This window comes from Vibrio diazotrophicus (genome assembly GCF_038452265.1).
Taxonomy (GTDB): Bacteria; Pseudomonadota; Gammaproteobacteria; order Enterobacterales; family Vibrionaceae; genus Vibrio; species Vibrio diazotrophicus.
In genome coordinates this window covers 239902-261999 of sequence record NZ_CP151842.1, presented here as the reverse complement: position 1 = coordinate 261999, position 22098 = coordinate 239902, and the positions used below count along the sequence as shown (strand labels likewise).

General features: G+C 44.9%; 20 protein-coding genes. 9 read left to right on the top strand and 11 right to left on the bottom strand.

What is annotated here, in order from left to right:
- Window positions 1-59 precede the first annotated feature (59 nt).
- The 3 genes from AAGA51_RS01180 to argC all read right to left on the bottom strand — a co-directional run bounded on the left by AAGA51_RS01180 (window position 60) and on the right by argC (window position 3211).
- Window positions 60-1274 (bottom strand): argininosuccinate synthase, encoded by a 1215-nt coding sequence (locus tag AAGA51_RS01180; protein WP_042485065.1) that lies wholly within the window; start codon window positions 1272-1274, stop codon window positions 60-62.
- A 131-nt stretch (window positions 1275-1405) separates the two neighbouring features.
- The gene (gene argB / locus AAGA51_RS01175) at window positions 1406-2197 is read right to left on the bottom strand and encodes an acetylglutamate kinase (protein WP_042485062.1); all 792 of its coding nucleotides are present in this window, start codon (window positions 2195-2197) and stop codon (window positions 1406-1408) included.
- A 9-nt stretch (window positions 2198-2206) separates the two neighbouring features.
- Window positions 2207-3211, bottom strand: coding sequence for an N-acetyl-gamma-glutamyl-phosphate reductase (argC, locus tag AAGA51_RS01170; protein WP_042485058.1), 1005 nt, complete (start codon window positions 3209-3211; stop codon window positions 2207-2209).
- Between the two features lie 156 nt (window positions 3212-3367).
- Between argC and argE the strand changes: the two genes are divergently transcribed.
- From argE to AAGA51_RS01155, 3 genes are all read left to right on the top strand, one after another.
- Window positions 3368-4504 carry an acetylornithine deacetylase gene (gene argE, locus AAGA51_RS01165; RefSeq protein WP_042485055.1) on the top strand — a complete coding sequence of 379 codons (1137 nt, stop codon included), beginning with the start codon at window positions 3368-3370 and terminating at the stop codon, window positions 4502-4504.
- Window positions 4505-4747: 243 nt separating this feature from the next.
- Entirely contained in the window at window positions 4748-7381 is a 2634-nt protein-coding gene (ppc, locus tag AAGA51_RS01160; protein WP_042485424.1) for a phosphoenolpyruvate carboxylase, read from the top strand.
- Window positions 7382-7770: 389 nt separating this feature from the next.
- A complete protein-coding gene (locus AAGA51_RS01155) occupies window positions 7771-8310 on the top strand; it encodes a PadR family transcriptional regulator (RefSeq protein ID WP_042485053.1) in 540 nt (179 codons plus the stop codon).
- Between the two features lie 93 nt (window positions 8311-8403).
- On the opposite strand, the gene cysE is transcribed toward AAGA51_RS01155, so the two are convergent.
- The 5 genes from cysE to epmA all read right to left on the bottom strand — a co-directional run bounded on the left by cysE (window position 8404) and on the right by epmA (window position 12739).
- Complete coding sequence (gene cysE / locus AAGA51_RS01150; RefSeq protein WP_042485048.1) at window positions 8404-9225, bottom strand: serine O-acetyltransferase; 822 nt, start codon at window positions 9223-9225, stop codon at window positions 8404-8406.
- A gap of 84 nt (window positions 9226-9309) precedes the next feature.
- Complete coding sequence (gpsA, locus tag AAGA51_RS01145; RefSeq protein WP_042485046.1) at window positions 9310-10344, bottom strand: NAD(P)H-dependent glycerol-3-phosphate dehydrogenase; 1035 nt, start codon at window positions 10342-10344, stop codon at window positions 9310-9312.
- Window positions 10345-10531: 187 nt separating this feature from the next.
- Window positions 10532-11005, bottom strand: coding sequence for a protein-export chaperone SecB (gene secB, locus AAGA51_RS01140; protein ID WP_042485043.1), 474 nt, complete (start codon window positions 11003-11005; stop codon window positions 10532-10534).
- Window positions 11006-11168: 163 nt separating this feature from the next.
- Window positions 11169-11603 carry a rhodanese-like domain-containing protein gene (locus tag AAGA51_RS01135; protein ID WP_042485040.1) on the bottom strand — a complete coding sequence of 145 codons (435 nt, stop codon included), beginning with the start codon at window positions 11601-11603 and terminating at the stop codon, window positions 11169-11171.
- A gap of 161 nt (window positions 11604-11764) precedes the next feature.
- Window positions 11765-12739: an elongation factor P--(R)-beta-lysine ligase gene (gene epmA, locus AAGA51_RS01130; protein WP_042485035.1), complete on the bottom strand. Its 975-nt coding sequence runs from the start codon at window positions 12737-12739 to the stop codon at window positions 11765-11767.
- Between the two features lie 305 nt (window positions 12740-13044).
- Here epmA and frdA point away from each other — a divergent pair, with 305 nt between their 5' ends.
- The 4 genes from frdA to frdD are packed head-to-tail and all read left to right on the top strand — an operon-like array spanning window position 13045 to window position 16382.
- The gene (gene frdA, locus AAGA51_RS01125) at window positions 13045-14862 is read left to right on the top strand and encodes a fumarate reductase (quinol) flavoprotein subunit (RefSeq protein ID WP_042485032.1); all 1818 of its coding nucleotides are present in this window, start codon (window positions 13045-13047) and stop codon (window positions 14860-14862) included.
- Window positions 14859-15617, top strand: a complete 759-nt coding sequence (locus AAGA51_RS01120) for a succinate dehydrogenase/fumarate reductase iron-sulfur subunit (protein ID WP_042485030.1) — start codon at window positions 14859-14861, stop codon at window positions 15615-15617. Before frdA ends, AAGA51_RS01120 begins: the two co-directional genes overlap by 4 nt.
- A 2-nt stretch (window positions 15618-15619) precedes the next feature.
- Complete coding sequence (gene frdC / locus AAGA51_RS01115) at window positions 15620-16003, top strand: fumarate reductase subunit FrdC (protein WP_042485027.1); 384 nt, start codon at window positions 15620-15622, stop codon at window positions 16001-16003.
- Window positions 16004-16013: 10 nt separating this feature from the next.
- Complete coding sequence (gene frdD / locus AAGA51_RS01110) at window positions 16014-16382, top strand: fumarate reductase subunit FrdD (protein ID WP_042485024.1); 369 nt, start codon at window positions 16014-16016, stop codon at window positions 16380-16382.
- 130 nt (window positions 16383-16512) lie between these two features.
- Here the strand turns inward: frdD and efp are convergent, their stop codons facing one another.
- On the bottom strand, window positions 16513-17079 hold the full coding sequence (gene efp / locus AAGA51_RS01105; protein ID WP_042485020.1) for an elongation factor P: 567 nt from the start codon (window positions 17077-17079) through the stop codon (window positions 16513-16515).
- Between the two features lie 31 nt (window positions 17080-17110).
- Between efp and epmB the strand changes: the two genes are divergently transcribed.
- A complete protein-coding gene (epmB, locus tag AAGA51_RS01100; RefSeq protein ID WP_042485017.1) occupies window positions 17111-18133 on the top strand; it encodes an EF-P beta-lysylation protein EpmB in 1023 nt (340 codons plus the stop codon).
- A 101-nt stretch (window positions 18134-18234) separates the two neighbouring features.
- Window positions 18235-18708 carry an MgtC/SapB family protein gene (locus tag AAGA51_RS01095; RefSeq protein ID WP_042485014.1) on the top strand — a complete coding sequence of 158 codons (474 nt, stop codon included), beginning with the start codon at window positions 18235-18237 and terminating at the stop codon, window positions 18706-18708.
- A 42-nt stretch (window positions 18709-18750) separates the two neighbouring features.
- Here AAGA51_RS01095 and modF read toward each other — a convergent pair whose 3' ends face one another.
- Window positions 18751-20202, bottom strand: a complete 1452-nt coding sequence (modF, locus tag AAGA51_RS01090) for a molybdate ABC transporter ATP-binding protein ModF (protein ID WP_042485010.1) — start codon at window positions 20200-20202, stop codon at window positions 18751-18753.
- Between the two features lie 221 nt (window positions 20203-20423).
- Window positions 20424-22061, bottom strand: a complete 1638-nt coding sequence (groL, locus tag AAGA51_RS01085; protein ID WP_042485008.1) for a chaperonin GroEL — start codon at window positions 22059-22061, stop codon at window positions 20424-20426.
- Window positions 22062-22098 lie beyond the last annotated feature (37 nt).

Below are 22098 nucleotides of genomic sequence, written 5' to 3'. Positions count from 1 at the left end.
GCGCTTGAGCGATCCTTTTTTTGTTTCTATCTTAGTTCCCTTTGACGGGAACTTAGGGATTACTTCTTAGCTTCGTTCAATGCTTTGATACGGCTAGCCAAAGAGTAAAGACGGATGAAGCCGCCTGCATGGCTTTGGTCGTAAACTTCATCAGCACCGAAGGTTGCAAACTCTTCTGAGTACAAGCTGTTTTCAGAACGTTTTTGTGTTGCAGTTGCTTGGCCTTTGTAAAGTTTGATCACCACTTCACCGTTAACGTCTTCTGCTAGTGCATCTGCCGCAGCAAACACTGATTTACGTAGTGGAGTGAACCAACGACCGTCATAAACTAGGTGAGAAGCTTTGATACCGATTTCTTCGCGGAATTCAAATGAAGCTTTATCCAGTACAAGTTGTTCAACGGCACGTAGCGCTTCCATCATGATCGTGCCTCCCGGAGTTTCGTAACAACCACGAGACTTCATACCTACCAGACGGTTTTCAACGATATCGATACGACCAATACCATGTTTCACGCCTTTCTCATTCAGAGCAATAAGCGCTTGGTATGGAGAAAGTTCTTTACCATCTACAGCTACCACTTCGCCTTTTTGCACTTTCAGAGTAACGTATTCCGCTTCATTTGGCGCTTGCTCTGGGTCAACAGTCCACGCCCAGCAATCTGCGTTTGGTGCATTCCAAGTGCTTTCCAACACACCACCTTCTGTTGAGATGTGCCATGCGTTTGCATCACGAGAGTAGATTTTAGTCAGTGATGCTGCACATGGGATATTGCGCTCTGCTAGGTAGTCAAGACACTCTTCACGGCTAACAAGGTCCCATTCACGCCAAGGAGCAATAACATGTAGATCTGGTGCTAGTGCTGCAAATGCACCTTCGAAACGAACTTGGTCGTTACCTTTACCAGTACAGCCGTGAGCAAGTGCGTCTGCACCTACTTTACGTGCTACTTCTACTTGCGCTTTTGCAATCACAGGACGAGCCATAGAAGTACCTAGTAGGTATTTACCTTCGTAGTATGCACCTGTTTTTAGCGTTGGGTAAATATAGTCTTTTACTAACTCTTCTTTCAGGTCAACGACGTAACACTCTGATGCACCAGAAGCGATAGCTTTTTCTTCGATACCAACTAATTCTTCTGCGCCTTGACCAACATCAGCAACGAATGCCACTACTTCACAGCCATAGTTTTCTTTTAACCATGGAATGATTACAGATGTATCTAGACCGCCAGAGTAGGCTACGACAACTTTTTTGACTTGAACTTTGCTCATTTTATATCTCCAAATTTCTGGCTCTGCACTTGGCGGTCAGGGCTCAGGATTCCTTTAAATTCTTTTGTTTAAAGAACAACGTTAACTAATCGATTTAAATTCGTTGTTCTTTAATAGCTATTTCTAAATGATTACTGAGGTAAAAATTGAGTACCGATACTTTCACCTGAGAACAACTTGGCAAGCTTTTCTGGATAACGCCATGTCGCGACTTCAATCGGGCGACCAAGCTCTTTCGCTGCATCCAATGCGGCATTTACTTTTACGATCATGCCGTCGGTAATCACTTTACCTTCAATTAAGCTTTTTGCTTTTGACTCATCAAGGGTTGCAATCAGATGACCTTTACCATCCAGCACACCACTCACGTCAGATAAAAGAACTAACTCTGCATCCAGTGCGCTGGCAACAGAGACTGCTGCTTGGTCTGCATTTACGTTCATCATTTGACCGTCTTTTGTCAGACCAATCGAGCTGATAATAGGAACTACGCCAGCTTCAAGCAGAAGCTTAATCACAGCGCCATCACCCGCTGTTGATTTACCTACAGCACCCAGTTCCGGATCCAGCTCTTCTACAACACATAAACCACCATCAGCCAGACATAAACCCACAGCGTTTAAGCCATCTTTAATTGCCTGACCTTGTAGCATCTTATTCGCAGTGCCCGCTAGCGCACCAGCAATCACACCAATTTGGTCGTAAGGAGTTACACGTAGACCGTCTTTTTTAACGGTTGGTAACTGCAACTTCGCCATGAGATCATCCACAAGGTAACCGCCACCGTGAACGATAACAATTCGTCGCTGAGCTTGGGCTTGATACTGTGCGATTGCGCTGAAAAGCTTACTTAGCGTCTCTGAACAAGACAGAGCTGCGCCGCCTAACTTAATCACCAATGGATCTAGTTTTGTATCCGTCATATATAACCCTTACACCAGAGCAGTTAGCTCATCGAAACCGTAATGAATGTTTAAACATTGCATCGCTTGACTCGATGCACCTTTTAATAAATTGTCGATTGCTGAAACGACAATGATATGTTCGCCCTGCACTTTCCAACCGATATCGCAGAACGGAGTAAATTCAACATCTTGGATGCGCGGCAATGAATCCAAGCGCAGACGCACAGCCGCTTTACCTTGGTAAGCTTGAGTAAATGCTTGCTGCACTTGTGCTGCCGTTACACCTTGAGCTAACTTCATCGTAATCGTGGCTAAAATACCGCGTTTAAAATTGCCCAAATGCGGTGTAAATATCACGTCACGACCAAGGTGAGTAGCAATTTCTGGTTGATGACGATGGTTAAACACGCCATAAGGTTGCAAGCTCACTTCACAAAAACTGTTGGTCAGTGTCGCTTTACGACCAGCACCCGAAACACCACTGGTAGCATTGATCACAGGCCACTGTTGTACATCTAATAAATCATTTTCAATCAGAGGCTTAATTGCTAGTTGAGACGCGGTTGGGTAACAACCAGCTACAGCAATCAGTTGACTCTGTTTGATGTTTTCTAGGTTCCACTCAGCCAAGCCATAAGCCGCTTTTTTTAACCAATCAGCATGCTGATGTTCAAAGCCATAGTATTGAGTATAGAAACTCTCACCATCCACACGGTAAGCGCCAGAAAGATCGAAAACTTGGCAGTTGTTGGCCAGAAAAACAGGAGCAAGATCATGACTGACTTCATGTGCAGTCGCGAGAAAGACTACGTCACTCTCTTGTGCCACTTTCTCAACATCCACTAAAGGTTGTACTGGTAAATCGAGCAAACCTGTTAGCTTGCCGTGTAACTGACCAATAGACTTTCCTGCATCAGCGCTGTTGGCTGAAACGTATAAACCTGATAGCGTGAGCTCAGGGTGTTTGTGCACCATAAGAGCCAGTTCTGCTCCGGTATAGCCGCTTGCGCCGATGATGGTGGTTTTTAACATCTCAAAACGTCCTAAATCGAGTAAAAAATCGACAATTAAAAATGACTATAAATCTTTAAAATTGGCACTTTTATCGGTTTTTTATTCACTAAAAGTGATTTAATATGTGTTTTACAGTTTCAACGTAATTCTGTCAATAGTAGGAGCAAATAATATATGCAATTGCCAAGTTTCCTTGAGGTTTATGAAGGTCTTATTTCAACCTCATCCATCAGCTCCACCGATAGTCGTTGGGATGAAGGCAACGAACAAGTCATTTCTAAATTGGCAGACTGGTGCAGCGCTTTAGGCTTTCAAGTGGACGTGGTTCAAGTTGCGCCAGGAAAACAGAACCTGATTGCTAAAAAAGGCGAAGGTGAAGGTGGCTTATTACTATCCGGTCACAGTGATACCGTTCCTTTCGACGAAGGTCGCTGGAACTTTAATCCGCATGCGTTGACCGAAGCAAATAACCGCTTTTACGGTTTAGGCACTGCGGATATGAAAGGCTTCTTTGCTTTTATTTTAGAAGCAGTGAAGAAAGTGGACTGGAGCAAGCAAAAAAAGCCTCTTTATATATTGGCTACGTGTGATGAAGAAACAACCATGCTCGGAGCGCGTCATTTCACGCAAAATACGCCATTCAAACCTGATTACTGCATTATTGGTGAGCCAACCAGCTTAGTGCCAGTTCGTGGTCATAAAGGACATGTGGCAAATGCCATTCGTGTTACGGGGAAATCGGGTCACTCTTCAAACCCTGCACTAGGCGTGAATGCAATTGAGATTATGCATGAAGTACTTTATGCACTGATGCAACTACGCGACAAATTAGTCAAAGAGTATCACCACCCCGGTTTTGATATCCCAAGTCCAACCTTAAACTTAGGACATATCCACGGAGGCGATAGTCCGAACCGTATCTGTGGCTGTTGTGAACTGCACTATGATGTTCGCCCTCTCCCCGGCATTAGCCTTGATGGTTTGGACAACATGCTACGAAGCGCACTGACACAAGTACAAGAGAAATGGCCGGGACGAATTGAGATCGAACCGCTGCACGATGCCATTCCTGGCTATGAATGTGAACATGACCATCCTTTTATTGCAGGGATCAGCGAAATCACCGGCGTTGAAGCTCAAACGGTAAACTATTGTACTGAAGCTCCTTTCCTACAAGAGTTATGTCCGACATTGGTCATGGGACCGGGTTCTATCGACCAAGCTCACCAGCCAGACGAATTTTTGGCCTTCGAGTTTATCGACCCAACCATTAACATCCTTTCTAAGGCGATGTACAAGTACTGCTTCTAGCTCACAACTTATAACCACCAAATAACAAGGCGTAACACATTAATAACAATGTGATTAACGTCTTGTTGTTTTGTAAGAAAATTCCAACAAACCACTCAAATTGAGCAAACTTACATTGCACACAAACAGGTAAAAACTGGCAAAGATATCACCAGCATCATTTGACTATACTGGGCAAACTTAGATAAATTGTCTTTCTAACAAGGAACACAGGATGTAATTTTTTTACAAGGCAGGATGACAATGAACGAACAATACTCTGCACTCAAAAGTAACGTAAGCATGCTTGGGCATCTATTGGGTAAAACCATTCAAGATGCAGATGGCGACGTTATTTTAGAGAAAGTGGAAACCATTCGTAAGCTTTCAAAATCTGCAATGGCAGGTAATCAAGCGGATCGGAATCTACTGATTGAAGAGATAAAAAGCCTTCCCAACGAGCAGTTGACTCCAGTGGCTCGTGCTTTTAACCAATTTTTGAATTTGACCAATATCGCTGAGCAGTACCACACCATTTCACGTCATTGTGAAGAGAATGTGTGTGAACCAGATTCAATCCATGCTCTGTTTTCAAAACTCAGCCAAAATTCTATTAGTAAACTCGATACCGCACAGGCACTACGCGAACTCAACATTGAACTAGTATTGACCGCTCACCCAACAGAGATCACTCGTCGTACGATGATCAACAAGTTGGTAAAAATAAATGAGTGTCTATCTAAACTCGAGTTAACTGAGCTTTCTTCTAAAGAACGTCATAAAACTGAACGCCGTCTAGAGCAATTAATTGCTCAAAGCTGGCACTCAGACGTCATTCGTCAACAACGCCCAACACCGTTAGACGAAGCCAAATGGGGCTTCGCTGTTGTAGAAAATTCTCTATGGCAAGCCGTACCTGAGTTCCTACGTGATCTTAATGAACGTGCAAAAGAATACTTGGGCGAAGGTCTACCTCTAGACGCTCGTCCAGTTCACTTCTCATCTTGGATGGGTGGTGACCGAGACGGTAACCCATTTGTAACTCACACCATCACTCGTGAAGTATTGCTACTTTCTCGCTGGAAAGCGGCTGACCTTTATCTAGGCGACATCAACGAGCTGGTTAGCGAGCTATCGATGACCAAATGCAGTGATGAGTTACGCCAACTTGCGGGTGAAAATGAGCACGAACCGTATCGTGCAATTCTAAAAGGCTTACGCTCACTGCTCCAAGAAACTCTCGAAGTTCTGGATGCTAAAGTGCACGGAGAAAAACTTCCGAAGAAAGCACCACTGCAGGACATCAGCCAGCTTTGGGACCCACTTTACGCGTGTTATAAGTCACTGCATGAGTGCGGTATGGGCGTTATCGCTGACGGTTCACTGCTAGACACTTTACGCCGTATCAAAGCATTTGGCGTCCACTTGGTTCGTCTTGATATCCGTCAGGAAAGTACTCGCCACGCGGATGTTCTGTCTGAGCTAACTCGTTACTTAGGCATCGGTGATTACAATCACTGGAGCGAACAAGACAAGATTTCATTCTTAACCAATGAATTAAGCTCTAAGCGCCCTCTTCTTCCTCGTGATTGGCAGCCTTCTGAGCAAGTTCAAGAAGTTCTTGATACTTGTAAGATCATTGCTGCACAACCACGCGCAGCGTTCGGTGCTTATGTCATCTCTATGGCTCGCACTGCTTCAGATGTGCTTGCCGTGCACCTATTGCTTCAAGAAGCAGGCTGTCCTTACCGTATGGACGTGTGTCCGCTATTCGAAACGTTGGATGACTTGAACAACGCTGAAGACGTTATCAAGCAACTGATGAGTATCGACCTTTACCGAGGCTTTATCCAAAACCATCAAATGGTGATGATCGGTTATTCAGATTCAGCGAAAGATGCGGGCGTAATGTCTGCTGGCTGGGCGCAATACCGTGCAATGGATTCACTGGTGAAAGTGTGTGACCAAGAAGGTATTGAACTGACTCTATTCCATGGTCGTGGCGGTACAATCGGTCGTGGTGGTGCACCTGCACACGCGGCACTGCTTTCTCAGCCACCGAAGAGTCTTAAAGGTGGTCTGCGTGTAACCGAGCAAGGTGAGATGATTCGCTTTAAGCTTGGCTTACCTGAAATTGCCGTGAATAGCTTCAACATGTACGCAAGTGCAATTCTTGAAGCAAACCTATTGCCACCACCAGAGCCAAAACAAGATTGGCGTGACTTGATGGATGCACTTTCAGAAGTTTCTTGTGAAGCCTATCGTCAAGTGGTTCGCGGTGAGCCTGATTTTGTTCCTTACTTCCGTCAAGCAACACCTGAGCTTGAGCTAGGCAAATTACCTCTGGGCTCTCGTCCTGCCAAACGTAACCCGAATGGCGGCGTAGAAAGCTTACGTGCGATTCCTTGGATCTTCTCTTGGAGTCAAAACCGTTTGATGCTTCCTGCATGGTTAGGCGCTGGTGAGGCAATTCAGTTATCGATTGATAAAGGTCACCAAGCTCTGCTTGAAGAGATGTGTCGTGAATGGCCATTCTTCTCAACTCGCCTTGGCATGCTTGAAATGGTGTACACCAAATGTAGTGTTGATTTGGCTCGTTACTATGATGAGCGTCTGGTTGATGAGAAGCTACGCCCACTCGGTCAACGTCTGCGTGATCAGCTACAAAAAGACATCAAGACGGTGCTGAATGTAGAGAACAACGAAAACCTGATGCAAAGCGATCCTTGGGGTCAGGAATCCATTCGTCTACGCAGTATCTATGTAGAGCCATTGAACATGCTACAAGCAGAACTGCTGTACCGTACTCGTCAAACGGAAACACCTGCGACAGAGCTGGAAGAAGCTCTGATGGTAACCATTGCAGGTATCGCAGCAGGTATGCGCAACACAGGCTAATTAGCAGTATAATATTTTATAAAAACACCAAAAGGTCGCAACTTAGCGACCTTTTATTTTGCTTGGAGATTTTATTGAGAATAATATCAGTTTTTTGTATCAAAACGTCCTTGTATTCTACTTTATGCTTATTATTTAGATATACTACTGCACCTCTGCGATACCGAGACTAATAAAAATACATCGTAGCGAGGTATGCATACGCATAACTACCTCTAGGTGATAAACGGCTTTAAAGGTGACATGAACAGCACACTTGTGCTGAATTTGCTTAAGTTTTCTAACTATTAAGTTTTTAACTATTTAAGTTAAAAAAAAGCGTGCCAACAGAAGCACAAACGATAGTTAAGCAATTTTTAAACTTACTTAACCAATTTGGATAAAAAGACATGTCATTACCACACGTAATTCTCACTGTTCTTAGCACACGTGATGCGACGGGATACGACATCACTAAAGAGTTTTCAGCAAGTATTGGTTACTTCTGGAAAGCCAGTCATCAACAAGTTTACCGCGAACTAAACAAAATGGGCCAACAAGGTTTGGTCACTTGTGTTTTGGAGCCGCAAGAAGGTAAACCAGATAGAAAAGTCTATTCAATTACAGATTCTGGACGTAGCGCATTGGGCGATTGGTTTGAGCAACCAACAGCTCACCCTACGGTACGAGATGAATTTAGTGCAAAGCTTATTGCTTGCTCAGTTCAACCTTCAGCACCTTTTAGATCTCAACTAGGTGAACTGGTTGAAGAGTCTCGCAAACTAGTTGCACACTATCAAGAAATCGAAGCTGCCTACTACGCTACACCTGCGGTACTAGATAAGCAGCAACGTTTAGAGCGTTTGACGCTGCGTCGTAATCTACTTCTTCGTCAAACTTGGATTGAGTGGGCAGAAGAAGTCATGGCTGAGCTTGATGCTATTGGCTAATACGCCAGCGTCATACTTAATCTGCTTTACGAGATAAAGAAAAGGGATAATGCTCAGCATTATCCCTTTTTGTTTTTCTGTTTACGCCACGAGCTAAATGCCGTCGCCACCTGTAAATGTCTGCACGCGACCGTTAAACTGCTGATCCATATCGAAGGATGGTTTCTCAGAACGCGGGCGTCCTACGATACGTGCTGGTACACCAGCCACTGTCGTGTGCGGAGGAACAGCTTGCAGTACCACAGAGCACGAGCCAATTTTCGCCCCTTCACCGACTTCAATATTGCCCAGAATCTTGGCACCAGCACCAATCATCACACCTTCACGAATTTTCGGATGGCGGTCACCACACTCTTTACCTGTACCACCAAGGGTCACGTCTTGAAGAATAGAAACGTCGTTTTCAACCACAGCCGTTTCACCAATGACAATCCCTGTTGCGTGGTCAAGCATGATGCCTCGGCCAATACGCGCAGCCGGATGGATATCCACTTGGCAAGCAACCGAAATTTGGTTTTGCAGGTAAGTAGCCAGCGCCACACGGCCTTGTTTCCAAAGCCAGTTGGCAACGCGGTATCCTTGCAAAGCATGATAACCTTTGAGGTAAAGCAGGGGCATTGAGTACATCGACACCGCTGGGTCACGATTAACCGTCGCGCAAATATCACACGCAGCTGCTTCCGTAATACTAGGATCCGCCGCAAAGGCTTCTTCAACCACTTCACGCACGGCCATGGCAGGCATTGAAGCAGTGTTTAATTTATTCGCAAGAATGTAGCTCAATGCAGAAGCCAAACTATCATGCTTAATGATGGTTGCATGATAGAAACTGGCGAGCATTGGCTCCTGTTCAGACTGTTCGCGAGCTTCCTTAACGATGGTCTGCCAAACTTTCTCTTTTTCGCACAATTTCATTGGTTTATGTGTCCCGGACGTTCATTCAAAGTCAGGTCTGTATTTATTGTAATATCGAGTGAGATCCTGACTTATGATACAAGGTTAACGTTCCGCTTTTTTGTCTCGCGCAAGCAAATCTTGTGCGGCTAAGCGTGCATCCTTCCCTTGATACAATACTTGATAAATTTGTTCAACTATAGGCATTTCAATACCAATACGCTGAGCTAGCGCCCACACTTCTTGGGTATTTCTATAACCTTCAACAACTTGACCTATTTCCACCTGGGCAGTATCGACATCTTTGCCTTGGCCTAAAGCCAAACCAAAGCGACGATTTCGTGACTGGTTATCAGTACAGGTCAACACTAAGTCACCTAAACCAGCCATACCCATAAAGGTTTCAGCTTCAGCGCCTAACGCAATACCTAGGCGAGTCATTTCAGCAAGGCCACGAGTAATCAGTGCTGTACGCGCATTGGCACCAAAGCCAATACCATCAGACATCCCCGCTCCAATCGCAATAACGTTCTTCACTGCGCCACCAAGCTGCATACCAATAAAGTCGCTGTTTGCATAGACTCGGAAAGTTTTACTACAGTGGATTTTCTCTTGCAGATCTTTCACAAACTGCGCATCTGGGGAAGCCACTGAAATTGCTGTCGGCATGCCCATTGCCAATTCTTTGGCAAACGTTGGCCCAGATAACACTGCCAATGAGTGAGAGTCACCAATCACATCATTAGCGACATCTTGTAGCAGTCTGCCTGTTTCTGGTTCCAAGCCTTTCGTCGCCCAACAAAGTCGAGTGTCAGGACGCAAATACGGTTTCAAACTTTTCAGTACGATACCAAACACATGGCTCGGCACAACCACCAGTAGATCACGACACGCTTCCACCGCTTTTTTCAAATCAGATTCAACAATCAAAGAGTCAGGGAAATCAATACCCGGTAAAAACGCTTGGTTAGCGCGATCAGCCTGTAATTTAGCCATGTGCTCTTCTTCGTGCCCCCAAAGAACAATGTTAGCGCCATTACGTGCTAATGAAATTGCTAGCGAGGTTCCGTAAGAGCCGGCACCAATAACTGTCATGGATACCGTTTTACCGTAAGCATTATTTACTTGTGCGTCTGTCATTGTTCCGCCCGATGAATAATCGTTTGTTAACACTAATTTTATACCCAAAGTTCAATATGCCAATCCTACTTAGGAACAAGTTAATGATTTGGCTGAGTTTGGGTCAAAATAAAAATGCACATCGTACTCATCAAGTACGCTGTGCATTCATTGCCACGAATGGCTACATATTTAAACCGCTATCGCCTTAAGCTTCAGCGCTTTCTGTACCTTGACCAGCGGCTTGCTGTTGTAGGTAGTTCATGAACAATGCATCAAAGTTAACTGGTGCTAAGTTCAATTGTGGGAACGTACCTTTAACCACTAGGCTAGAGATAGTTTCACGCGCATATGGGAATAGAATGTTCGGGCAGAATGCACCTAGACAATGAGCTAGCTGACCTGCATCCATATTCTCAACAGTAAAAATACCACCCTGTTGAACTTCACATAGGAAAGCTGTTTCTTCAGCATTCTTAACGGTTACTGTTAAACGTAGAACAACTTCGTAAACGCCTTCACCCAGTTCACGGCTTTGAGTGTCTAGGTCCAGTTTTACATCTGGGTTCCACTCTTTTTGGAACATTACTGGAGAGTTTGGCGCTTCAAAAGAAACATCTTTTAGGAAAATACGTTGAATTGCGAAGTTTTGTTGTGCGTCTTGTGTTGCTGCTTCAGCCATTTTTGAATCCTTAATACTGATAAATTCCGGTCAAGGTTGATACCCTGAGACTAACCGAGAACGTTCTGAATCACGAGGCTGAGACACCAATACGTGGAAAACATCACATCTCTTTCAATCAAATGCTGCCTTTTTAGACAGCATTTCAAATCGGTTATGGGCGTTATTTCTTACCACGAACAAGCGGAAGTTTTGCATCAACCCAGCCTGTAATACCGTTTTTAAGAACACTGACGTTCTCAAAACCAGCTTTAGTAAGTAAATCTGCACTTTCACGAGCAGTTTGTCCCATCTTACATACCACAATGATTGGGTCAGATTTATGACTTTCAAGCGCACCAAAGTTATTCGCTTTGATATCAGTCGGCAAAATGTGAAGTGCGTCAGTAATGTGACCACGTTTGAATTCGTCTTTCGCACGAATATCGACAACAACACCATTCTCGCGGTTTAAAAGCTGAGTCACTTGTGGTGCTGTGAGCTCTTTGTATGTTGCTGTTGCTGATTTATAAATATTGAAAATCAATGCAACTAAAATACCGACCCAAGCTAGTGATAGGATCATATTTTGTTGGAAAAACTGAATGTATTCTTGCATGTCCTGCGCTCTTACCGTTGTATATCAAAAAATGGTGGTTCAAAATCAGACAAGGAGTATAACGAGGTTAAACGCCTGAGGCGAGTAGTTACCACGTATAATCCTTGGCATGTGTCATGGTTTCAGCTTCTTTCCCCACATTTAAGGCAATATGAAGCAAACTACGCTCGTGGGAAGGGAAATGCTGTCACTTTATCAATATGGTCCTCGCCCAACGCCAACATAATCAAACGATCAATACCTAAAGCAACACCGGCGCATTCTGGCAGACCCGCATCAAGAGCTTCTATCAAGTGATAATCGATAGGTTGTTCCTCCAGCCCCATCTGCAAACGCTTACGGTTATCTTGCTCAAAACGCGCTAACTGTTCTTTCGCGTTGTCCAGCTCATGGAATCCATTCGCCAGTTCAATCCCTTTAAAATAGACTTCAAAACGATCAGCAACTCTAGGATCTTGCAGATTAATTTTCGCTAATGCCGCTTGAGAAGCAGGGAAGTCAAAAACAAATACCGGTACTTGCTGCCCGATATGCGGTTCAACACCAATACTGAACAGAAGCTGCAACAAGGTATCTCTGTCTTCCTCGGGTTCTGCAATATCACTTAAGCCTAATCGCGCAGCCACCTTTTTCAGTTCCGCCATAGAAGCTTCTAGCGGGCAAATCTTTAATACCGTTAAAAACGCATGTTGGTATGTCATACGCTCGGCAACGCCTACATTTAATACCAACTGCAACAAGTCGTCCATTTCATCCATCAAATCATGATGGTTAAATCCAACACGATACCACTCCAGCATAGTGAACTCAGGATTGTGATAACGACCATTCTCTTCGTTACGGAACGCTTTGTTGATTTGATAAATAGAGCCACTTCCTGCCGCCAATAATCGCTTCATGTGGAATTCAGGACTTGTCATAAGATGCAGTCGACTTCCTTTAGCATACTCAGGACCGACGAACTCCGTTTGAAAGGTATGCAAGTGGATATCCGTCACCGTAGCGTGACTCATTGCAGGGGTGTCGACTTCCAGCACATCTCTTTGCGCAAAGAAATGACGTATTGACGTTAAGAGCTGTGCACGTTGCTTAAGTTGCTCTATTGATGCTGTTGGCATCCAATCGGACTTATTCATTTGGTTATTCACTTAATCAGGATTGAATAGATTTTACCTTTTCGGATCAAAATACAAAACCCAAACGTGATGCCAATCACACAAGATAAAATTTGTATGCTTATGTTTGCACTACCTAAGCAAAAACCCAACAGAATCAATTTTTTCCTCTCTGACCTCTCCTAAACTGAGCCTACCACTTTATAAGTGGATTTGGTTTGATTCGTAGACTCCAGATTTTTTGGTGCTCACCGGACAACCACCCAATATAACGAGGAATGAGCACCATAGCTCATCATCAACATACAATACACTGGAGGATAACTGTGCAGACAATTACCACAGATATCGCAGTCATCGGCGCAGGTGGTGCGGGTCTTCGTACTGCAATTGCAGCAGCTGAAGCGAACCCGAACCTAGAAGTTGCCCTGATATCTAAAGTTTATCCGATGCGTTCTCACACGGTAGCCGCTGAAGGCGGTTCCGCAGCAGTTATCAAGGAAGAAGACAGCCTAGACAACCACTTCAACGACACCGTTGGCGGGGGCGACTGGCTATGTGAACAGGATGTTGTGGAATATTTTGTAAAAAATTCCACTCGCGAAATGATTCAAATGGAGCAGTGGGGTTGCCCATGGAGCCGTAAAGAAAATGGCGAAGTTAACGTTCGTCGTTTTGGTGGTATGAAAGTCGAGCGTACTTGGTTTGCGGCCGACAAAACTGGCTTCCACATGCTACATACACTCTTCCAAACTTCAATTAAGTATCCTCAAATCAAACGATTTGATGAGTATTTTGTTGTCGACCTATTGGTTGTTGATGGTGAAGTTCAAGGGCTTGTTGCCATTCATATGTCTGAGGGTGAATTAGTCCTTATCAAAGCGAAATCAGTTGTATTAGCAACGGGTGGCGCAGGCCGTGTTTATCACTGTAACACTAATGGTGGCATTGTAACTGGCGACGGTATGGCAATGGCGTATCGCCATGGTGTGCCTCTTCGTGACATGGAATTCGTTCAATACCACCCAACAGGTCTGCCAGGCACTGGTATTCTAATGACCGAAGGTTGTCGTGGTGAAGGCGGTATCATCGTTAATAAGAACGGCTACCGTTATCTGCAAGATTACGGCATGGGTCCAGAAACACCTGTGGGTCAGCCGAAAAACAAATACATGGAATTGGGTCCTCGCGACAAAGTTTCACAAGCATTCTGGCACGAACAGCAAAAAGGCAACACCATCAAGCACCCACTCGGTGATGTTGTGCATCTCGACTTACGCCATTTAGGCGAAGAGTACCTGCAAGAGCGTCTGCCATTCATTTGTGAACTGGCAAAAGCCTATGTAAACGTAGACCCAGCAAAAGAGCCAATTCCAATTCGCCCAACAGTGCACTACACCATGGGTGGTATTGAAACCAATGGTCAATGTGAAACTCGTATTAACGGTCTGTTTGCCGTAGGTGAGTGTGCATCTGTCGGTCTTCACGGTGCAAACCGTCTGGGTTCTAACTCACTGGCAGAATTCGTGGTATTTGGTCGCGTTGCAGGCGAACATGCTGTGAAACGCGCGCAAGAATTCAAAGGCTGGAATGACAAAGCTATCGATGAACAAGTGAAAGCTGTTGAAGCTCGTATTCAAGCGCTGCTAAACCAAGAAGGCGATGAAAACTGGGCGGATATCCGCACTGAAATGGGTCATACCATGGAAGCGGGTTGTGGTATCTACCGTCAAGAAGACTTGATGCAAGAAACCATCGATAAACTTACCGAGCTTAAAGAGCGCTACAAGAAAATCAGCATCAAAGATAAAGGCAAAGTATTCAACACTGACCTGCTTTATGCGATTGAAGTTGGCTACGGTTTAGAAGTAGCAGAAGCGATGGTTCACTCTGCATTGCTGCGTAAAGAATCTCGCGGTGCCCACCAGCGTTTAGATAACGGTTGTACCGAACGTGATGATGAGAACTTCCTAAAACACTCACTTGCGTTCTATCAAAATGGCGATGCGCCGAAAATTGATTACAGCCCTGTGACCATCACTAAGTCTCAACCTAAAGCACGACTCTACGGTGAAGCTGCAGAAAAAGCCGCAGCTGCAGAAGCGGCGCAAGATGCAAGTGCAAGTGCGGAGGATCAAGAATAATGGCGAATCGTATTCAAAAAGTAGAGATCTTACGCTACGACCCAGCGAGAGATGCTGAACCTTATCTACAAAAATTTGAAGTACCTTTTGACGAAACCATGTCAGTACTCGATGCCATCGGTTATGTGAAAGACAACTTAGATAAAGAGCTTTCATACCGCTGGTCTTGTCGAATGGCGATTTGTGGTTCATGCGGCATTATGGTCAACGGCGTGCCAAAACTGGCGTGTAAGAGCTTCCTTCGTGACTACCCGAATGGCTTAAAAATCGAGCCGCTAGCGAACTTCCCGATTGAAAAAGATTTGATTGTCGATATGACTCCGTTTATCGAACGTTTAGAAGCGATCAAACCTTACATTATCGGTAATGACCGTACACCTGAAGATGGTCCAAACAACCAGACACCTGAGCAGATGGCTAAATACAAACAGTTCGCTGGCTGTATTAACTGTGGTTTGTGTTATGCAGCGTGTCCACAGTTTGGTCTTAACCCAGAGTTTATCGGTCCTGCGGCGCTGACATTGGCTCATCGTTATAACCTAGATTCTCGTGACAATGGTAAAGCAGAACGTATGAAGCTTATCAATGGCGAGAATGGCGCATGGGGTTGTACTTTTGTGGGTTACTGCTCTGAAGTATGTCCTAAACATGTCGACCCTGCGGCGGCGGTAAACCAAGGTAAAGTGGAATCGTCAATGGACTTCGTGATTGCAATGTTGAAACCAGACGGTTCAACAAACAAAGTGGAGGGCTAAGGATGAGTAACCGTAAACCTTATGTTCGTCAGATGAAACGTACTTGGTGGAAAGATCATCCTTTCTATCGCTTTTACATGGTACGTGAAGCAACTGTTCTACCGCTCATTCTTTTCACCCTGTTCCTGACCGCAGGGTTGGGTGCATTAGTTAAAGGCCCTGAAGCTTGGAACACTTGGCTTGCATTTATGGCAAATCCAGTCGTTATCGCAATCAATATTGTTGCGCTGGCAGGTAGCCTATTTCATGCACAAACCTTCTTCAGCATGATGCCGCAAGTGATGCCAATTCGCATCAAAGGCAAATTGTTGGATAAGAAAATCATCGTATTGAGTCAGTGGGCCGCAGTTGCCTTCATCTCTCTCATTGTTCTGATTGTGGTGTAAGGAGCTTATTGTGATTAATACCAATCCAAAACGTTCAGATGAACCTGTATGGTGGGGACTGTTTGGTGCTGGCGGCACTTGGTTCGCTATGATTACCCCGATCACTGTGTTCGTATTAGGTATCTTGGTTCCGCTAGGCATTATTGATGCTGACGCACTGAGCTACGAACGTGTCACCGGCTTTGCGACTAATATTATTGGCGCGCTGTTCATTATTGGTACTCTAGCACTACCAATGTGGCACGCGATGCACCGTATTCACCACGGTATGCACGACCTAAAATTCCACACTGGTATTATCGGCAAAATTGCCTGTTATGCATTTGCCGGATTCATCACACTGCTTGCAGTCGTGTTTATTGGAATGCTAATGCTTTAGTGGAAATATAGCTGGCTTATTGAAACCAAGAGCCAGATATAACACATACAAAAAGACCAGCTGAGATAGCTGGTCTTTTTTTGTATTCAATAATTTGTACTAGAAATTTCCGTACAAACTACAGCAATACTTACTTCACGCGGCTTACGTATTCGCCACTACGAGTATCCACTTTCACTACTTCACCGATTTGGATGAATAGAGGTACACGTACAACAGCACCTGTTGCTAACGTTGCTGGTTTACCGCCAGTGCCTTGAGTATCGCCTTTCAGACCTGGATCTGTTTCAGTCACTTCTAACTCTACGAAGTTTGGTGGAGTAACAGAAATTGGGTTACCGTTCCAAAGTGTCAGAGTACAAGTATTGTTTTCTACCAACCACTTAGCGTTTTCGCCAACAGCTGCAACGTCTGCTGCAATTTGTTCGAACGTGGTGTTGTTCATAAAGTGGTAGAATTCGCCATCTGAATATAGATAATCTAGGTCGATATCTACTACGTCCGCAGTTTCTACAGAGTCACCAGACTTAAAAGTTTTCTCTAGAACTTTGCCAGAAAGCAGTTTACGGATTTTTACACGGTTGAAAGCCTGACCTTTGCCCGGTTTTACATACTCGTTTTCGAGAATGACACAAGGCTCATTATCAAGCATAATTTTAAGACCGCCTTTAAATTCATTCGTGCTAACAGTAGCCATATTTCCTCTTACATTCTTCGAGTTAAAATTAATGCCGCACATCATAACCCGAAAAGTCGATTCTGTTGAGCAAAACTGGATCAAACAACTAGCAAATGCTATCTCAGATCCCACTCAATTGCTCAACGAGCTGGGTATTGATCCTACGCCTTGGCAGGACGGGTTTGCTGCGCGCAAATTATTTGCTCAGCGTGTACCGCAAAGTTTCGTCAGCAGAATGGAAAAAGGCAACCCGCACGATCCTTTGCTGCGCCAAGTTTTGCCATTGAGCGAAGAGTTTGAAGTACACCAAGGTTATTCAAACGACCCTCTTTCAGAGCAGAATAATGACATCCCCGGATTACTGCATAAATACCGTAACCGAGCGCTCATGATAGTGAAAGGTGGCTGTGCTATTAACTGTCGTTACTGTTTCCGTCGTCATTTTCCTTACGAAGATAACAAAGGCACCAAATCGGTTTGGCAGCAGAGCTTGGATTACATTGCCAAGCATCCTGAACTTAATGAAGTCATTCTCTCTGGCGGTGATCCGTTAATGGCAAAAGATCACGAACTGACTTGGCTGATCGACAAGATCGCAGCGATCTCTCACATCAAGCGTCTGCGCATCCACTCTCGCCTGCCTGTGGTTATCCCTGCGCGTATTACCGATGAGCTGGTAGACACACTGGCACAGACACGCTTACAAGTTATACTTGTCACTCACATCAATCATGCTAATGAAATCAACCTTGAGCTAAAGCAACAAATGGCTCGCCTGCGTGCCATTAACGTGACCCTACTCAATCAGGGAGTGATGCTAAAAGGGGTGAACGACTCGGTAGAAGCTCAGGTAAATCTCAGTGAAAGCCTGTTTGATGCTGGAATATTACCGTACTACATCCATGTTTTGGACAAAGTGCAGGGTGCGGCTCACTTCTTTATTGATGATCACACGGCAAAAACCATCATGGCCGGCGTCATTGAACGTGTCTCGGGTTATTTAGTACCTAAGCTCACCCGTGAAATCGGCGGACGAAGCAGTAAAACGCCGCTCGATTTACATCTTGAGTAGTTCTATAGATATTGATTATCTAGCCCATAAAAGCTTTTGTTAGATCGCAAGTAAGATTCGCTGCATACTGCGCTTCTTCACGCCTATGCATTGAGGCTGTCATGCTAACTTTAGATTCTATTTTCGATCTTGGGCCATTCCAATGGTCCGCTTTGCTTTGCTGTATGATCAACGGCTTACTTATCGGTATTGAGCGTCAAACCCGAGGAAAGCCTGTAGGTATCCGCACCTCAATACTGATTATTTCCGGCACTTACTTTTTCATGGCGATGGCGGTATCTCTGTCCCCGAACACCCTTGACCAAGCTCGCGTGCTTGGGCAAATCATCACTGGTGTCGGCTTTTTAGGTGCGGGGGTAATGATGACGTTGGATGGCAAAATTCACGGCGTTACTTCTGCGGCAGTTATCTGGGTATTGGCAGCCTTAGGGTTAATGATCGGTTTGGGCTATTTAACACAGTCCGTCGTCATTACTTTTCTTGCACTTAGTGTGCTTTACGGCGTCGATAAGGTAGAAAACACCTTCCACAGTCTGCGTCGTGGCGTACACCAGAAACTCAGACGTCGTCACTAACCATTGAAAAGCGTTGCTCTGGCAACGCTTTTTTTCTGGGAGTTATGGCTGATTCGAGTAAATGTTGACTCGGTATCCCTCACCTTGTTGGGCAACAAAATCCACAAAGTGATGGATTGCGTCTAGCGCGTCTTCTTCATGATGAGTCACATATAGCAATTGGCTGATATTTGCAGAAGCTATGCGATTTAGCGCTCTGAACACTAACTTGCGGTTGAGGAAGTCCAACCCTTGATAAGGTTCATCCAAAATCAGCAGCGCGGGCTGCTTAATTAAGGCTCGACCAATTAACAGCAGTCGCTGCTGTCCGTAGTCCAGATTTCGAAAACCCACTTTTTCAAACTGACTCATTTCTAACAGCTGCAACCACTCGCGCGCATACAGAATCTCTTTCTTACTCGGCTGCTGATAGAGGCCAATTGAGTCGTAGAATCCGGAAATCAACACTTCGAGAGCGGTACAATTGACCCGATATTGAAGATGCAAAGCCGAAGAAACCACACCAATGTGACGTTTCACATCCCAGATTGTTTCACCGCTGCCTCGTTTCATGCCCAATACCGTCACATCATTACTGTAACACTGAGGATGATCCCCAAGAATTAGTCCAAGTAGCGTGCTTTTCCCGCAGCCGTTAGGACCTCGCACTTGCCAATGCTGCCCTTGCTCAATCTGCCAATTCACACCTGAAAAGATTTTGGCATCCACATATTCCACAGTGACGTCGTTCATAATAACTAACGGATTTGGGTATTGATGCTGTGACTGATGCGCTTGCAGAAGCTCAAACATCGCATCACTCTTTTGCTCAGATAACGCCAGCATCTGCGCCATCACAGGGTGGTTCAGCCACTCTTCACGACTTAATGTTTGAGCAAGTTTCTGCTCGTCGAACAAGGCCACATGCGTGATAAATGAAGGTAACTCGTCTTCCCTAGAAGTAATGATGATCAATTGAATATGGTTCGAACACTGCTGTAACAGCTCGGAAAGGTGCTGACGGTGAGCAATGTCTAAACCGGAATAAGGCTCATCCAAGATCATCATTTGTGGCTTCAACGCGAGCGCACGGGCAAGCATCACTCGGCGTGTTTCTCCTGTGGAAAGCTGACGAAACCCACGAGTTCTGATGGATAATAAATCCGTTGTCGCTAAAAGCGACTCAAGTTCATCACCAGTACAACCCGCTTCTTCCACCAGCTCTTCCACCGTTGAACCGTAGTCAATACGATCCATAAAATCGGTATCATCTTTTTCCAGCTCTAAATCCAGCAATCGTTGCTGCTCATGTAAAGAGACACAAGCAATTTTTTCAGGAAGATCAGAGACCTCACCTTGATGAGGTTGCAACTCGCCACTCAGCACTCGCACCAGTAGCGATGCCGCATGGCTATGAGTTGAAAACATGCCCCAATGCTCTCCGGCTTGTAACTGCCAGTTATCTATAACCAAAGATACCGATTCTGTTTGATGTTTAAGCTGCTGAATTTGCATTAGTAACCTTCCATGGAAAACCAATCTTCATAGTGCATAACTTAGCGGCTAATTTCTAGTTATCCGATAGTCTGAGTGAGTGAAAGCGGCAGATGCGAAGCGACTAAAACGACTGTTGATGGAATGGAGTCCAATAAAAAAGGCAGAACATGTAAAACACGTTCTGCCTTTAAAAGGTTTATGCTCGACCTAACTATCAGGTCTCGTCAGCATAAGGGGAATTACATCATTCCACCCATACCGCCCATGCCGCCCATATCTGGCATCGCTGGACCGTCTGACTTAGGTTTCTCAGTTACCATAGCTTCTGTTGTGATCATTAGACCAGCAACTGATGCTGCGAACTGAAGTGCGCTACGAGTTACTTTAGTTGGATCTAGGATACCCATTTCGATCATGTCGCCGTACACGCCAGTTGCCGCGTTGTAACCGTAGTTACCTTCGCCGCCTTTAACGTTGTTCGCAACCACAGATTCTTCATCACCTGCGTTTTTCACGATTTGACGAATTGGCGCTTCCATTGCACGAAGTGCTACGCGGATACCCACGTTTTGCTCTTCGTTGTCACCAGTAAGGTCAGTTAGCATTGAAGCTGCGCGGATAAGTGCAACACCACCACCAGCTACAACACCTTCTTCAACCGCTGCACGAGTCGCGTGTAGAGCGTCTTCTACGCGGTCTTTCTTCTCTTTCATTTCAACTTCAGTTGCTGCACCAACTTTGATTACTGCAACACCGCCTGCTAGCTTAGCAACGCGCTCTTGTAGTTTCTCTTTGTCGTAGTCAGAAGTTGCTTCTTCGATTTGTTGACGAATTTGAGATACACGACCTTTGATCGCGTCTTCTTCGCCAGCACCGTCGATAATAGTGGTGTTTTCTTTAGTGATAGCGACACGCTTAGCTTGACCTAGATCTTCTAGTGTCGCTTTCTCTAGCTCAAGACCGATTTCTTCAGAAATCACAGTACCACCAGTTAGGATAGCAATGTCTTGTAGCATAGCTTTACGACGGTCACCGAAACCTGGAGCTTTAACCGCTGCCACTTTCACAATACCACGCATGTTGTTCACAACTAGCGTTGCTAGTGCTTCACCTTCAACGTCTTCCGCTACGATTAGCAGTGGACGTGAAGCTTTTGCAACACCTTCAAGAACTGGAAGAAGTTCACGGATGTTAGATACTTTCTTATCAACCAATAGGATGAATGGGTTGTCTAGGTCAACACTGCCCGATTCTTGGTTGTTGATGAAGTATGGAGATAGGTAACCACGGTCGAATTGCATGCCTTCAACAACGTCTAGTTCGTCTTGAAGAGCTTGACCTTCTTCAACAGTGATAACACCGTCGCGGCCTACTTTTTCCATTGCTTCAGCAATGATGTTACCCACACTTGAGTCTGAGTTAGCAGAGATAGTACCAACTTGTGCAATTGCTTTTGTATCTGCACATGGCACTGATAGTGCTTTAAGCTGTTCAACGGCTGCTACTACTGCTTTATCAATACCGCGCTTAAGATCCATTGGGTTCATACCCGCAGCTACTGCTTTAAGACCTTCATTAACGATAGATTGTGCTAGTACAGTTGCTGTTGTTGTACCGTCACCCGCTGCATCGTTTGCTTGAGATGCAACTTCTTTAACCATTTGTGCGCCCATGTTTTGGAACTTGTCTTCCAATTCAATTTCACGAGCAACAGATACACCATCTTTAGTGATAGTTGGTGCACCGAAAGATTTGTCTAGAACTACGTTACGACCTTTAGGGCCAAGAGTTACTTTTACAGCGTCAGCTAGAATGTTTACACCTTCCAGCATTTTTACACGTGCGTCATTGCCAAATTTTACGTCTTTAGCAGCCATGTTGTATTTCCTCTTAAGAATTCGTTTATTGATAAAT

What these genes read in the sequence shown, in the direction of transcription:
- AAGA51_RS01180 (WP_042485065.1), bottom strand. Translation starts at nt 1,274, where the DNA reads ATGAGCAAAGTTCAAGTCAAAAAAGTTGTCGTAGCCTACTCTGGCGGT.
- argB (WP_042485062.1), bottom strand. Translation starts at nt 2,197, where the DNA reads ATGACGGATACAAAACTAGATCCATTGGTGATTAAGTTAGGCGGCGCA.
- argC (WP_042485058.1), bottom strand. Translation starts at nt 3,211, where the DNA reads ATGTTAAAAACCACCATCATCGGCGCAAGCGGCTATACCGGAGCAGAA.
- argE (WP_042485055.1), top strand. Translation starts at nt 3,368, where the DNA reads ATGCAATTGCCAAGTTTCCTTGAGGTTTATGAAGGTCTTATTTCAACC.
- ppc (WP_042485424.1), top strand. Translation starts at nt 4,748, where the DNA reads ATGAACGAACAATACTCTGCACTCAAAAGTAACGTAAGCATGCTTGGG.
- AAGA51_RS01155 (WP_042485053.1), top strand. Translation starts at nt 7,771, where the DNA reads ATGTCATTACCACACGTAATTCTCACTGTTCTTAGCACACGTGATGCG.
- cysE (WP_042485048.1), bottom strand. Translation starts at nt 9,225, where the DNA reads ATGAAATTGTGCGAAAAAGAGAAAGTTTGGCAGACCATCGTTAAGGAA.
- gpsA (WP_042485046.1), bottom strand. Translation starts at nt 10,344, where the DNA reads ATGACAGACGCACAAGTAAATAATGCTTACGGTAAAACGGTATCCATG.
- secB (WP_042485043.1), bottom strand. Translation starts at nt 11,005, where the DNA reads ATGGCTGAAGCAGCAACACAAGACGCACAACAAAACTTCGCAATTCAA.
- AAGA51_RS01135 (WP_042485040.1), bottom strand. Translation starts at nt 11,603, where the DNA reads ATGCAAGAATACATTCAGTTTTTCCAACAAAATATGATCCTATCACTA.
- epmA (WP_042485035.1), bottom strand. Translation starts at nt 12,739, where the DNA reads ATGAATAAGTCCGATTGGATGCCAACAGCATCAATAGAGCAACTTAAG.
- frdC (WP_042485027.1), top strand. Translation starts at nt 15,620, where the DNA reads ATGAGTAACCGTAAACCTTATGTTCGTCAGATGAAACGTACTTGGTGG.
- efp (WP_042485020.1), bottom strand. Translation starts at nt 17,079, where the DNA reads ATGGCTACTGTTAGCACGAATGAATTTAAAGGCGGTCTTAAAATTATG.
- epmB (WP_042485017.1), top strand. Translation starts at nt 17,111, where the DNA reads ATGCCGCACATCATAACCCGAAAAGTCGATTCTGTTGAGCAAAACTGG.
- AAGA51_RS01095 (WP_042485014.1), top strand. Translation starts at nt 18,235, where the DNA reads ATGCTAACTTTAGATTCTATTTTCGATCTTGGGCCATTCCAATGGTCC.
- modF (WP_042485010.1), bottom strand. Translation starts at nt 20,202, where the DNA reads ATGCAAATTCAGCAGCTTAAACATCAAACAGAATCGGTATCTTTGGTT.
- groL (WP_042485008.1), bottom strand. Translation starts at nt 22,061, where the DNA reads ATGGCTGCTAAAGACGTAAAATTTGGCAATGACGCACGTGTAAAAATG.